Raw genomic sequence first — 15,373 nt, 5'->3', positions numbered from 1 at the left:
CCATTTTTCGTATAATAAAATATATCAAGTTTTATTATCAAATAGTTTAAAATACGAAAAAGTTTTTGATCAATACGAAGAAAAAAAATAGAACTCCCTTTACTGGTTTATTTTTAAAGATGTATTGATTATAATAAGAAAGTATAGATTAAACAGTGTGTCTTACACAAAAAAATTACTTTTTTTTAATCAAAATTTTGTCCATTGATGATAACAAATCAGACTGAAAGATTGAATTTTGCCTCTACAAAAAATATCCCTGACTATCCGGATTTCTTGGATGTTCAGGTTAAATCTTTTAAAGATTTCTTTCAATTAGAAACGAAATCTGACGAAAGAGGCAACGAAGGGTTATACAATACCTTCATGGAAAACTTTCCAATTACAGATACAAGAAACAACTTTGTATTGGAATTCCTAGATTATTTTGTTGATCCACCACGTTATACAATTCAAGAATGTATAGAGAGAGGTCTTACGTATAGTGTGCCTTTAAAAGCAAGGTTAAAACTTTACTGTACAGATCCAGAACACGAAGATTTTGAAACAATTGTACAAGATGTTTATCTTGGAACAATTCCTTACATGACTCCTAGTGGTACTTTTGTTATTAATGGTGCCGAGCGTGTTGTAGTATCTCAATTACACCGTTCTCCAGGGGTTTTCTTTGGACAGTCATTCCACGCAAATGGAACTAAACTTTATTCTGCAAGAGTAATTCCTTTTAAAGGATCTTGGATAGAATTCTCTACTGATATCAACAGCGTTATGTACGCTTATATCGATAGAAAGAAGAAATTACCTGTAACAACTTTATTCCGTGCTATCGGTTTCGAAAGAGATAAGGATATCCTTGAAATTTTCGACTTAGCTGAGGAAATTAAGGTTTCTAAAACTGGTATTAAGAAATATATTGGAAGAAGACTTGCTGCACGTGTTTTGAACACTTGGCACGAGGATTTCGTAGATGAGGATACTGGAGAAGTAGTTTCTATCGAACGTAACGAAATCATCCTTGATCGTGACACTATTATCGACAAAGATAATGTTGAAGAGATCATCGATTCTAACGTAAAATCTATTTTGTTACACAAAGAGGATAATAACCAAGCAGATTATGCTATTATCCACAACACGTTACAAAAAGATCCAACAAACTCTGAAAAAGAAGCTGTAGAGCACATTTATCGTCAGTTGCGTAATGCTGAACCGCCTGATGAGGAAACTGCTCGTGGTATTATAGATAAATTGTTCTTCTCTGATCAACGTTATAACTTAGGTGAAGTTGGTCGTTACAGAATGAACAAGAAATTAGATTTAGATATCCCTATGGATAAGCAAGTGCTTACTAAAGAGGATATTATTACAATCGTTAAATATTTGATCGAATTGATCAACTCTAAAGCAGAGATTGATGATATTGATCACTTATCAAACCGTCGTGTTAGAACAGTTGGCGAACAATTGTCTCAACAATTCGGTGTTGGTTTAGCACGTATGGCTAGAACTATTCGTGAGAGAATGAACGTTAGAGATAACGAGGTGTTTACACCAATTGATTTGATTAATGCAAAAACATTATCATCAGTTATCAACTCTTTCTTTGGTACTAACCAATTATCTCAATTTATGGATCAAACGAATCCATTAGCTGAGATTACGCACAAAAGAAGACTTTCTGCACTTGGACCAGGTGGACTTTCGAGAGAGAGAGCTGGTTTCGAGGTTCGTGACGTTCACTATACTCACTATGGTCGTTTATGTCCGATCGAAACTCCTGAGGGACCAAACATTGGTTTGATTTCATCTCTTGGTGTTTATGCAAAAGTAAACGGAATGGGATTCATTGAAACTCCATACCGTAAAGTAACAAATGGTGTGGTTGATTTAGAAAGTACTCCAATTTACTTAAGTGCTGAAGAAGAAGAAGGTAAAATGATTGCTCAGGCAAACATTGAAATGGATGAAACTGGTAAAATTACAGCTAGCAATGTAATTGCTCGTGAGGAAGGTGACTTCCCAGTTGTTGAACCAAATGTAGTTCATTATACAGACGTTGCTCCTAACCAGATTGCATCGATTTCTGCATCTTTGATTCCTTTCTTGGAGCATGATGATGCGAACCGTGCGTTGATGGGATCAAACATGATGCGTCAGGCAGTTCCTTTGATCCGTCCTGAAGCACCAATTGTAGGTACAGGTTTAGAGCGTCAGGTAGCTTCAGATTCAAGAGTATTAATAAATGCTGAAGGGCATGGAACTGTTGAATATGTTGATGCTAATATCATTACTATTAAATACGATCGTACGGAAGACGAGAGAATGGTTAGTTTTGATGCTGATGAGAAAACATACAACCTTATTAAATTTAGAAAAACCAATCAGGGTACAAGTATTAACTTGAAACCTATCGTAAGAAAAGGTGACAGAGTTATTCCTGGACAAGTATTATCAGAAGGATATGCTACTCAAAATGGAGAATTAGCTTTAGGTAGAAACTTAAAAGTAGCGTTCATGCCATGGAAAGGGTACAACTTCGAGGATGCGATTGTAATTTCTGAGAAAGTAGTTCGTGATGATATTTTTACTTCTATCCACGTTGATGATTATTCATTAGAGGTTAGAGATACTAAGTTAGGAAATGAAGAGTTAACAAACGATATTCCTAACGTTTCTGAAGAGGCTACTAAAGATTTAGATGAAAACGGTATGATTAGAATTGGAGCAGAGGTTAAACCTGGCGACATTTTGATCGGAAAAATTACACCAAAAGGAGAATCAGATCCTACTCCAGAGGAGAAATTGCTTCGTGCAATCTTCGGGGATAAAGCAGGTGATGTAAAAGATGCTTCATTAAAAGCTTCTCCATCTTTACATGGTGTAGTTCTTGACAAAAAATTATTTGCAAGAGCCGTAAAAGATAAACGTAAACGTACTCAGGATAAAGATGCTTTAGGCGCTTTAGAAATGGAATTCGAAACTAAATTTGTTGAATTAAAAGACAGATTGGTTGAGAAATTATTCTTGATCGTTAACGGAAAAACATCTCAAGGTGTAATGAATGATTTGGGTGAAGAAGTTTTACCAAAAGGTAAAAAATATACTCAAAAAATGCTTTACGCAGTAGAAGATTTTGCTCACTTAAGCAAAGGTCAATGGGTTGCTGATGATGCTACAAATAAAATGGTTAATGATTTAATTCATAACTATAAAATTAAGCTGAACGACTTACAAGGAGCTTTAAGAAGAGAGAAATTCACTATTACAGTTGGAGATGAATTACCATCTGGAATCTTGAAATTGGCTAAAATCTACATCGCTAAAAAACGTAAGTTAAAAGTGGGTGATAAAATGGCAGGACGTCACGGTAACAAAGGTATTGTTGCTAGAATCGTTCGTCATGAAGATATGCCTTTCTTAGAAGATGGAACACCAGTAGATATCGTATTGAATCCACTTGGGGTACCTTCACGTATGAACATTGGTCAGATTTATGAGACTGTTCTTGGATGGGCTGGTATGAACTTGGGTAGAAAATTTGCTACTCCAATTTTCGACGGTGCTTCTCTAGACGAAATCAATGCTTTGACTGATGAGGCTAACGTACCACGTTTCGGACATACCTATCTTTATGATGGTGGAACTGGAGAGCGTTTTGCACAAAAAGCAACTGTGGGTGTAATTTACATGCTTAAATTAGGACACATGGTTGATGATAAGATGCACGCACGTTCTATCGGACCATACTCATTGATTACGCAACAACCACTTGGAGGTAAAGCTCAATTTGGAGGTCAGCGTTTTGGAGAGATGGAGGTTTGGGCACTTGAGGCTTATGGAGCTTCTAGTACACTACGTGAAATCTTAACTGTTAAGTCTGATGACGTTATTGGTAGAGCAAAAACTTACGAAGCTATCGTTAAGGGTGAAACTATGCCAGAACCAGGTTTACCAGAATCATTTAATGTGTTAATGCACGAATTGAAAGGTCTAGGTTTAGATCTTCGTTTGGAAGAATAATAAAAGTTTTCAGTTACAGTCTCAGTATTCAGTTTAGCACTGAAAACTGGGACTTCGACTGTTACTAAATGTTACAAGTTTTTAAAGATTTATACCCGTAACCCGTTCCGATTTTTTATAACAATGCAAGTCATTTTATAACTAGCACTTCAAATAAGAGTTTGAGGTTTAGAGAAGTAATCCGAGGTAGTAGCTGAATGATTAACTCTTTATTTTTTAAAGAGTAGATTATAAATCTAAATTCAATTTTTTAATTGCAAATAAATCAATAGTAAAAACTATGATGAATAACAGAAACAATAATAAAGATAAGAATCCAGTAAAAAGATTTAACAAAATCTCTATTGGATTGGCTTCACCAGAATCTATCTTGAAAGAATCAAGAGGAGAGGTTTTAAAGCCAGAAACTATTAACTATAGAACTCACAAACCAGAGCGTGACGGACTTTTCTGCGAAAGAATCTTCGGACCAGTAAAAGATTTCGAATGTGCTTGTGGTAAGTATAAAAGAATTCGTTACAAAGGTATCATCTGTGACCGTTGTGGTGTTGAAGTTACTGAGAAAAAAGTTCGTCGTGATAGAGTAGGACACATCAACCTTGTTGTGCCAATTGCTCATATCTGGTACTTCCGTTCTCTTCCTAACAAAATTGGTTATATCCTTGGTCTTCCATCTAAGAAATTAGATATGATCATTTACTACGAAAGATACGTGGTAATCCAAGCAGGTATCGCTAAAAATGCAGATGGAGAATCTTTACAAAGATTAGATTTCTTAACTGAAGAAGAATACCTAAACATTTTAGATACTCTTCCACAAGAAAACCAATATTTAGATGATTTAGATCCAAATAAATTTGTTGCCAAAATGGGAGCAGAGTGTATTATGGATTTATTGGCTCGTATTGACTTAGATGCTTTATCTTATGAATTAAGACACAGCGCTAACAATGAGACTTCTAAACAAAGAAAAACGGAAGCTTTAAAAAGATTACAAGTTGTTGAGTCTTTCCGTGAGTCTAACGAAAACCGCGAAAACCGTCCAGAATGGATGATCATGAAAGTGGTTCCAGTTATCCCGCCAGAATTACGTCCTCTTGTGCCACTTGATGGAGGTCGTTTTGCAACTTCAGATTTAAATGACTTATACCGTCGTGTAATTATACGTAACAACCGTTTGAAAAGATTAATGGAGATTAAAGCTCCAGAAGTTATCTTAAGAAACGAGAAACGTATGTTACAAGAATCTGTAGATTCATTATTTGATAACACTCGTAAAGCTTCTGCTGTTAAAACAGAATCTAACAGACCATTAAAATCTTTATCTGACTCATTAAAAGGTAAGCAAGGACGTTTCCGTCAAAACTTACTTGGTAAACGTGTGGATTATTCTGCTCGTTCGGTAATTGTTGTTGGTCCAGAGTTAAAATTATATGAGTGCGGATTGCCAAAAGATATGGCATCTGAATTATACAAACCTTTCGTTATCCGTAAATTGATTGAAAGAGGTATTGTAAAAACAGTAAAATCTGCTAAAAAAATCATTGACAAAAAAGAGCCAGTAGTTTGGGATATCTTAGAAAACGTAATTAAAGGACACCCAGTATTACTGAACCGTGCTCCTACTTTGCACAGACTTGGTATTCAAGCTTTCCAGCCAAAATTAATTGAAGGAAAAGCGATCCAGTTACACCCATTAGTATGTACGGCATTCAACGCCGATTTCGATGGTGACCAGATGGCGGTTCACTTACCATTAGGACCAGAGGCTATTTTAGAGGCACAATTATTAATGTTGGCTTCTCACAATATCTTGAACCCTGCAAATGGTGCTCCAATTACTGTACCTTCTCAGGACATGGTCTTGGGTCTATACTATATGACCAAAGAACGTATTTCTACAGAAGATCACATTATTTTAGGTCAGGATTTGACTTTCTATTCTGCTGAAGAAGTAAACATTGCATTAAACGAAGGAAGATTAGAATTGAATGCTCGTGTGAAAATTAGAGCAAAAGATTTTAATGACGCTGGAGAATTAGTGTACAAAATCATTCAAACAACTGCAGGACGTGTATTATTTAACGAAGTAGTACCTGAAGCAGCTGGATATATCAATGACGTATTGACTAAGAAAAACCTTAGAGATATTATCGGACATATTTTAAGTGTGACTGATGTACCTACAACGGCAGCTTTCTTGGATAATATGAAAGATATGGGTTATAAATTCGCATTTAGAGGAGGTTTATCATTCTCTTTAGGTGATATTAGAATCCCAGAACAAAAAACGAAGTTAATTGCAGATGCTAGAGAGCAAGTTGAAGGTATCTCAACTAACTATAACATGGGTCTTATCACGAATAACGAGCGTTACAACCAAGTTATTGACGTATGGACTTCAGCAAATGCTCAGTTAACAGAATTAGCAATGAAAAATATTAGAGAAGACCAACAAGGTTTCAACTCTGTATATATGATGCTTGATTCTGGGGCGAGGGGTTCTAAGGAACAGATTCGTCAGTTAACTGGTATGCGTGGTTTGATGGCTAAGCCTAAAAAATCTACTGCTGGTGGTGGTGAGATTATTGAAAACCCGATTCTTTCTAACTTTAAGGAAGGTCTTTCGATCCTTGAGTACTTCATTTCTACTCACGGTGCTCGTAAAGGTCTTGCGGATACGGCTCTTAAAACGGCCGATGCTGGTTACTTGACAAGAAGGCTTCATGACGTTTCTCAAGATGTTATTGTTAATATCGAAGACTGTGGAACTTTACGAGGTGTTGAAGTTGCTGCATTGAAGAAAAATGAGGAAATCGTTGAATCTTTAGGAGAGAGAATTTTAGGACGTGTTGCATTGCAAGACGTTATTAATCCTCTTACTAATGAAGTAATGGTTCAATCTGGTCAACAAATTACTGAAGCAATTATGAGAACTATCGAAGCTTCTCCAATTGAAAAAGTAGAAGTTAGATCTCCATTAACTTGTGAGGCTTTAAAAGGTATTTGTGCTAAATGTTACGGTAGAAACTTAGCTACTGGTAAAATGACACAAAGAGGTGAAGCTGTCGGAGTTATTGCAGCTCAGTCTATTGGAGAGCCAGGTACACAGTTAACACTTCGTACGTTCCACGTTGGAGGGGTTGCAGGAGGTATCTCTGAAGAGTCTAGTATTGTTACAAGATTCGCAGGTAGACTTGAAATTGAAGATTTGAAAACAGTTAAAGGAGAAGACGGAGAAGGAAACTCTGTTGATATCGTAGTTTCACGTTCAACTGAGTTGAAATTAGTTGACGAGAAAACTGGAATTGTTTTAAATACGCATAACATTCCTTACGGATCTAGTATTTTTGTTAATGATGGAGATACTGTTGCTAAAGGAACTGTAATCTGTAAATGGGATCCATATAACGGTGTAATTGTTTCTGAGTTTACTGGTAAGATTGCTTACGAGGATTTAGAGCAAGGACAATCGTTCATGGTTGAGATCGATGAGCAGACTGGTTTCCAAGAAAAAGTAATTTCTGAGGCTAGAAACAAAAAATTAATCCCAACTTTATTGGTTTACGGTAAAGAAGGTGAATTAATTCGTTCTTACAACTTACCAGTAGGTGCACACTTAATGGTTGAAAATGGTGAGAAAATTAAAGCAGGTAAAGTATTAGTGAAAATCCCACGTCGTTCTTCTAAAGCGGGCGATATCACGGGAGGTTTACCAAGAATTACCGAGTTGCTTGAGGCTCGTAACCCTTCAAACCCAGCAGTTGTATCTGAAATTGATGGTGTTGTTTCTTTTGGTAAAATTAAAAGAGGTAACCGTGAGATCGTTATCGAGTCTAAATTTGGCGAGATTAAAAAGTATTTAGTTAAACTTTCTAGCCAAATCTTAGTACAAGAAAATGACTTCGTAAGAGCGGGAGTTCCATTGTCTGATGGTGCTATTACACCAGATGATATCTTAAGAATTCAAGGTCCAGCTGCTGTACAACAGTATTTGGTAAATGAAATTCAAGAGGTTTACCGTTTACAAGGGGTAAAAATTAATGATAAGCACTTTGAGGTTGTAATTCGTCAAATGATGCGTAAAGTAAGAGTTGAGGATCCAGGAGATACTTTATTCTTAGAAGATCAATTAATTCATACTAAAGACTTTATTGTTCAAAACGATAAATTATATGGTATGAAAGTGGTTGAAGATGCTGGAGATTCTTCAGTGTTAAAACCAGGTCAAATCATTACACCTCGTGAATTGCGTGATGAAAATTCATTATTGAAACGTACAGATAAAAATCTTGTTGTAGCAAGAGATGTAATTACTGCAACTGCAACGCCAGTTCTTCAAGGTATTACAAGAGCTTCGTTACAAACTAAATCATTCATTTCTGCGGCTTCATTCCAGGAGACAACGAAAGTACTTAACGAAGCTGCTGTAGCTGGTAAAGTAGATGATCTAGAAGGATTAAAAGAAAATGTAATTGTTGGACACAGAATTCCTGCAGGAACTGGTATGAGAGAATACGATAATACAATCGTAGGATCTAAAGACGATTACAACGAAATGATGGCGAATAAAGAAGAATATATTTATTAATTTAGGAAACTATGAGTAATCCGAAACAACAACAAGAACAAATTAATATTGAATTGGACGAAACTATTGCAGAAGGAATTTATTCTAATCTGGCAATAATCAATCACTCTTCATCTGAGTTTGTTTTAGATTTTGTAAGCATTATGCCGGGTATTCCTAAAGCCAAGGTAAAGTCAAGAATTGTTTTGACACCGCAACATGCTAAAAGATTATTGCGAGCAATAGGTGAAAATATCCACAGATTTGAAGCCGCTCATGGCGAAATCAAAGAAACGGAGCAAGCACCAATTCCGCTTAATTTTGGTCCAACTGGACAAGCATAAATTTTAAAAGCCCCTTCTTAAGGGGCTTTTTTTATGACTGTATTTTTTTAAAAGTGTAGTTAAACGGATTTAGCTTTACTTTCATCGGCTATTTTTTTCTTTGGACAGATATTGATATACTTTAGTAGCTGTTCTTAATAATAGAAGTTTCCAGAATAAATATATGACTTAGTAAGGTTGAATTAATTCGAATAAAAAAAAGCGCTAATTTTAATATTAGCGCTTTTTTTTATATTTAAGTTTTACTTAGTCGAACTCAGATGTAAAGTATAATTTCACACTTGGATATTTACTTTGTGTCATTTGAATTGTAAAATCAGAATCAGCAAGAAATACTAACTGACCATATTTATCATGAGCCAAGAATTTTTGTTTGATGCGTTTAAATTCTTTGAATTCTTCATTTTTAGCATCATCAGGTTTTACCCAACACGCTTTATGAACAGGGAAATTTTCGTAAGTACATTTTGCACCATATTCGTGCTCTAAACGATATTGAATAACTTCATATTGAAGTGCTCCAACAGTTCCGATAACTTTACGGTTGTTCATCTCTAAAGTAAATAACTGCGCCACACCTTCATCCATCAGCTGGTCAACCCCTTTTTCTAATTGCTTAGCTTTCATAGGATCAGCATTATTGATGTATCTAAAGTGTTCCGGAGAGAAACTCGGAATTCCTTTGAAACTCATAATTTCTCCTTCGGTTAAAGTATCACCAATTTTAAAGTTTCCAGTATCATGCAAACCAACAATATCACCAGGATATGAAATGTCGACGATTTCTTTCTTTTCTGCGAAAAAAGCATTCGGACTTGAGAATTTTAAATTTTTCTTTTGACGAACGTGATAGTAAGGTTTATTTCTTTCGAAAGTTCCAGAAACGATTTTAATAAATGCTAAACGGTCACGATGTTTCGGATCCATGTTAGCGTGGATTTTAAATACAAAACCAGACATTTTTTCTTCTGCCGGATCAACCAAACGAGTTTCAGAATCTTTTGGTCTTGGAGAAGGAGCAATTGTGATAAAACAATCTAGCAACTCGCGAACTCCAAAATTATTTAAAGCCGAACCAAAGAATACAGGCTGAATTTTACCATCTAAATAATCTTGACGCTCAAATTTTGGATAAACTTCATCAATCAGTTCTAATTCTTCACGAAGTTTATTAGCCGCTTTTTCTCCCACAATTTTATCTAATTCTGGATTGTTTTGAACATCAGAAAAAGCAATTGTTTCTTCGATATTTTTACGGCTATCACCGCTAAAAAGATTAATATTTTCTTCCCATAAGTTGTAAATTCCCTGAAAATCATAACCCATTCCGATTGGGAAACTTAATGGAGTAACTTTTAAACCTAATTTTTGTTCTACTTCATCCATTAGATCGAAAGCATCTTTACCTTCACGGTCTAATTTGTTGATGAAAACAATCATCGGAATGTTACGCATTCTACAAACTGCAACTAATTTTTCAGTTTGTTCCTCAACCCCTTTTGCAACGTCAATAACAACAATTACGCTATCAACAGCGGTTAAAGTTCTAAATGTATCTTCAGCAAAATCCTTGTGTCCAGGAGTATCAAGGATGTTGATTTTTTTATCTTTATAATTAAAAGCAAGTACAGAAGTCGAAACCGAAATACCTCTTTGGCGTTCGATTTCCATAAAATCACTCGTTGCTCCTTTTTTAATTTTATTATTTTTTACAGCTCCAGCTTCCTGAATAGCTCCTCCAAACAGCAATAATTTTTCTGTTAAAGTTGTTTTACCAGCATCGGGATGCGAGATAATTCCAAATGTTCTTCTGCGTTGTATTTCTTTTAAAAAGCTCATATTTCGTATAAATAGGTTGCAAAAATACTATTAATTACGGCTTAATAAAAATATTCACTTCTTAATTTGAAAGAGATAGTTTTCTAATAGGCCCTTTCTCAAAAAAAATAAGGCTGTCATAAATAACAGCCTTAGAATAGTCATTTAAAATTACTGATTAATTGACCAAATTGAATATCCTTTTGGAGGACATTGTATTTTTACCCATTTGTCTGCTTGAGTAGTCGGATACCAAGTTGAATTTCCTGTGAAATCTTTAATTTGTGTATTTGCCCAATTGGTCTGAATCCATCTTTCTTGCCAAACATCAGAGTTGTTGATGTAAACTACTAAACCTGGATTTCCATTATATCCATTTCTTCTTGCAACGTATTCATCATTGTCAGAATATAGTATAGAAGTTGTTCCAGTTGCTTTATTGTTGTGAATCCAAATCAGATTATTCAATTTATTTTTATCTAACCATTCTTCGTAATCTCTATAGAAAATTGTTGGATAACCTTCGTGAGTTAATATATAGGAGTAAGCTAACATTTTGCTCCAAATTTCATCAGTATCATGATTGGTTACAAAAGTTACCGCTTTGTATGGATTTCTTTTCCACATCATGTCATCATTTAACAGCGCAAGATTATTTCCATCAAAAGCATCATTCATTTTATAATAACAAGCAAAATCAAATACGGAACTATTAGCAGCGTTTGCCCAATCATTTAACACGTTTACATTTGAATCCCATAATTCTCCAACAGAAAATCCTCCAACATTTGCATTCCAGGCATTTACAACCCACGCACCAAAACCTTTTACATAGTCAAATCTCCAACCGTCAAATTTCATAGTGTTTTTATAATACTTACCAACTCCGTCAGCACGAAGCCATAACCAATCTTTTACATAAGGATCTGCGTGGCATAAATCTGGAAATCCACCAAACGAACCCTCATCATTATTGCCAAAACTATTTTTGTAGAAATTAGCATAAGTTCGCTTAAATTTTCCCGAAGCAATTCCATTAAAATTAGTCCAAGTATTTGTTCCCGTAAACGGATTTGCTTCTGATTGTCCACCGCTATTATGATTAATTACAATATCAGCATACACTTTAATATTTTGAGCATGTGCATTTGTAATTAAACTTACCAATTCGCTTTTTGATCCAAATCTCGTCTCAGTAGTTCCATTCTGATTGTAATCTCCAAAATCAAAATAATCAGTTGGATCGTACCCCATTGAAAATGCTCCGTTTTGTGCTTTTGAAGCAGGAGGAAGCCAGATAGAGCCAATTCCTGCATTTCCCCAAGCAGTTACTTTACTGCTAATGGTATTCCACCAGTTTCCCCCAGCAGGAACATCCCAATAAAAAGCTTGCATCATAACACCGCCACCAGGATTGTCGACATATTTTGCAGTTAAAGAAGCACTAGAAGCTCCTGTACTAAAAGGTTTTCCGTCGTGATGCGTAACTTCGATAATTTTAAATTTCTGGCTTTCAGCTTTAGAATCAGATTCACTAATTTCATTTGTAGAACACGAATACAATAATCCCGTAAATGCCGCAATTAGGCATAACTTTAAAATAGGTTTTTTCATAATAGATTGTGGTTTAGTTAAATAGTTTGTTTTGTAATTGTCAATTTTAAAGCTTTAAAAAACAAAAATCTTCATTTTTAAAAGCAAAAATTATCAATTACGCACCTAAAGTAGACTTTTTTTGATTTAATTATATTTTGTAAGAAAATATTATATTACGAAAACGTTGTAGTGTTGAGAACTTTTTTTGTATAAGTCTTATAACGAGGTTTTTATTGAGTTTTTTAAACAATTATATTCCATTATTTACGGATTGTTTCCAATGTTGTTTAAAGACAGAAAAACAATTCATAAAAATAGAATTTAAATACTATCCTATAATTTTTTGTTAATACTATATCGGATAGTTGTATTATGTAATTGAATTGTTATTTTTGTTCGTTATAAGTTACAAAAGAACTATACTAATTATTTATGTTTCAGGAAGTATTTCAGAAAATATAAATAACTTTGGCGAGTTATCTAAAGCAGGCTTTACATTCAAATTAAATTTAAAATAATGTTATTAAAAAAATTACAGCTAAAAGCAATTGATTACAAGTTTGTACTAACAGTTTGTTTTTTTCTTTTTTTTGCTCCAATTGTCGCAGCACAAGAAATAATCCCTGATGTTGTTGCTGAAAAACCTGCTGAAAAACCTTCGGGAGGTAAATTGAAAATCGATGGAATTATTGCTACAGTAGGAGATTATATTGTATTAGATTCTGATATTGATAAAGGATTTTTAGAAATTACTGCACAAGGAGGATCTGTTAAAGACATTACAAGATGCCAAATGCTTGGAAAGCTTCTTGAAGATAAATTATATGCTCACCAAGCAATTCAGGATAGTATTATTGTGAGTGACGCTGAAGTAAGAGGTATGATGGAAGAGCGTCTTAATTATATGACACAGCAAGTTGGAGGAGACATTAACAAAGTTGTTGAGTATTATAAAAAAAGTTCTGTAGAGGAATTTAAAACCTATTTTGCTGATATCTTGAAAGAGCAGAAATTAGCATCAGAAATGAGAGATAAAATCATTAAAGATGTTGAGATTACTCCAGAAGAAGTTCGTAATTTCTTTAAGAAAATACCAAAAGACGAATTGCCGACTTTTGGTGCTGAAATGGAAGTGGCGCAAATTGTTGTAGAGCCGAAGGTTTCTAAAGAAGATAAGCAAAAAGTAATAGATAGATTAAACGCAATAAGACAAGACGTTTTAGAAGGTTCTAGTTTTGCTACTAAAGCAGTTTTGTATTCTCAAGATCCAGGTTCTGCGCCAAATGGGGGTTATTATAAAATGACAAGAAAAACTCCTTTTGTGAAAGAATTTAAAGATGTTGCTTTTAGTTTACAAGCTGGAGAGATTTCTGCGCCTTTTGAAACTAATTTTGGTTATCACATTATTATGGTAGAAAAAATAAAAGGACAAGAAGTTGAACTTCGTCATATTTTGATTTCTCCAACTGTTTCAGAGGCAGCTTTAAAAGAGGCAAAAGAAAGAATTACGAACATTAGAAATAAAATTGTTGGAAACGAAGTGACATTTGCAGACGCTGCTAGAACAGAATCTGATGAAAAAGAAACTAGAGCAAATGGAGGAACTTTAATGAATCCTACGACTCAAGACACTCGTTTTGAATTGACAAAAATGGATCCTACTTTATATAGTCAAGTTTCTAATTTAAAAGGAAATGAGGTTTCTCAACCACTTTTAAATACTGACGATAAAGGTAAAAAAACGTATAAATTGATAACTGTTACAAACAGAATTGAAGATCATACTGCAGATTACGCAAAGGATTATACCAAAATTAAAGAATTAGCATTAAAAGAAAAGCAGATTAATGCAATCGCAAAATGGTTTGATACTAAAATTAAAGATACTTATATCAAAATTGTTGGAGAGTACAAAGAATGTGCTTTTGCAAACAACTGGTTAAAAAAATAATTTTTATTAAATAAATAAAAAGAGTTAGTTTTATGAATTCGTAAAGCTAACTCTTTTTAATTTAAAATATATTCATAAATGTCTGACGTAACAGCAATTCACAATTTAGTTCAAAAAAGAAATGAGCTAAAAAACGAAATAGCGAAAATAATTGTAGGGCAAGATGCCGTTGTAGATCAAATTTTACTTTGTATATTTTCTGGAGGACACGCGCTTCTGATTGGGGTTCCAGGTTTAGCAAAAACCTTGATGATAAATACTTTGTCTCAAGCTTTGGGATTAGATTTTAAAAGAATTCAGTTTACGCCAGATTTGATGCCTTCTGATATTTTAGGAAGCGAAATTTTGGATGAAAATAGAAACTTCAAGTTTATTAAAGGTCCGATTTTTTCTAATATTATTTTGGCTGACGAGATAAATAGAACGCCGCCAAAAACACAAGCCGCTTTATTAGAAGCGATGCAAGAAAGATCGGTGACTATTGCAGGACAGCATCATAAATTAGATTTACCGTATTTTGTTTTGGCGACACAAAACCCAATTGAGCAAGAAGGAACTTATCCTTTGCCAGAAGCGCAGCTGGATCGTTTTATGTTTGCGATTAAATTAGAGTATCCAACTTTTGAAGAAGAAGTACAAGTAGTAAAAAGAACAACTTCGGATGTTAAAACGGTAATTAATCCGTTGTTTAATGCACAGGAAATTATCGATTTTCAGCATTTAATTCGTAGAATTCCTGTTGCAGATAATGTTATTGAATACGCTGTAACTTTGGTTAGTAAAACAAGACCAGATAATTCATTATCAAATGATTTTGTAAAAAATTATCTAGATTGGGGTGCAGGTCCGAGAGCTTCTCAGAATTTGATTTTAGCTGCTAAAGCTCATGCCGCTTTTAATGGAAAGTTTTCTCCGGATATTGAGGATGTAAAAGCTGTTGCAACTGGAATTTTAAGACACAGAATTATCAAAAACTATAAAGCAGATGCGGAAGGAATAACAGAAGAAGTTATCATTCAAAAACTGCTCTAAAAAATAAAATTTATTCAAGAAAATCCTGGTAATAATTATCAG

7 protein-coding genes are annotated in these 15,373 nt (G+C 34.3%); 5 read left to right on the top strand and 2 right to left on the bottom strand.

Annotation, left to right across the window (positions count from 1 at the left end):
* Window positions 1–207: 207 nt before the first annotated feature.
* The 3 genes from rpoB to P0R33_RS07970 all read left to right on the top strand — a co-directional run bounded on the left by rpoB (window position 208) and on the right by P0R33_RS07970 (window position 8,934).
* Entirely contained in the window at window positions 208–4,020 is a 3,813-nt protein-coding gene (gene rpoB, locus P0R33_RS07980) for a DNA-directed RNA polymerase subunit beta (protein WP_276174945.1), read from the top strand.
* Between the two features lie 280 nt (window positions 4,021–4,300).
* Window positions 4,301–8,611: a DNA-directed RNA polymerase subunit beta' gene (gene rpoC, locus P0R33_RS07975; RefSeq protein ID WP_276174944.1), complete on the top strand. Its 4,311-nt coding sequence runs from the start codon at window positions 4,301–4,303 to the stop codon at window positions 8,609–8,611.
* Between the two features lie 11 nt (window positions 8,612–8,622).
* Window positions 8,623–8,934: a DUF3467 domain-containing protein gene (locus P0R33_RS07970; protein WP_109192123.1), complete on the top strand. Its 312-nt coding sequence runs from the start codon at window positions 8,623–8,625 to the stop codon at window positions 8,932–8,934.
* 246 nt (window positions 8,935–9,180) lie between these two features.
* Here P0R33_RS07970 and P0R33_RS07965 read toward each other — a convergent pair whose 3' ends face one another.
* The gene (locus P0R33_RS07965) at window positions 9,181–10,773 is read right to left on the bottom strand and encodes a peptide chain release factor 3 (RefSeq protein ID WP_276174943.1); all 1,593 of its coding nucleotides are present in this window, start codon (window positions 10,771–10,773) and stop codon (window positions 9,181–9,183) included.
* 150 nt (window positions 10,774–10,923) lie between these two features.
* Window positions 10,924–12,366 carry an alpha-amylase gene (locus tag P0R33_RS07960; RefSeq protein WP_276174942.1) on the bottom strand — a complete coding sequence of 481 codons (1,443 nt, stop codon included), beginning with the start codon at window positions 12,364–12,366 and terminating at the stop codon, window positions 10,924–10,926.
* A 499-nt stretch (window positions 12,367–12,865) separates the two neighbouring features.
* Between P0R33_RS07960 and P0R33_RS07955 the strand changes: the two genes are divergently transcribed.
* Both P0R33_RS07955 and P0R33_RS07950 read left to right on the top strand, forming a co-directional pair.
* On the top strand, window positions 12,866–14,299 hold the full coding sequence (locus P0R33_RS07955; RefSeq protein ID WP_276174941.1) for a peptidylprolyl isomerase: 1,434 nt from the start codon (window positions 12,866–12,868) through the stop codon (window positions 14,297–14,299).
* A gap of 78 nt (window positions 14,300–14,377) precedes the next feature.
* Window positions 14,378–15,331 (top strand): MoxR family ATPase, encoded by a 954-nt coding sequence (locus P0R33_RS07950; RefSeq protein ID WP_276174940.1) that lies wholly within the window; start codon window positions 14,378–14,380, stop codon window positions 15,329–15,331.
* The last annotated feature ends 42 nt before the right edge of the window (window positions 15,332–15,373 follow it).

The organism is Flavobacterium sp. YJ01 (genome assembly GCF_029320955.1).
Lineage (GTDB): Bacteria > Bacteroidota > Bacteroidia > Flavobacteriales > Flavobacteriaceae > Flavobacterium.
The sequence above is the reverse complement of the archived record's forward strand: the minus strand, read 5'-3'. Positions and strand labels throughout refer to the sequence as shown.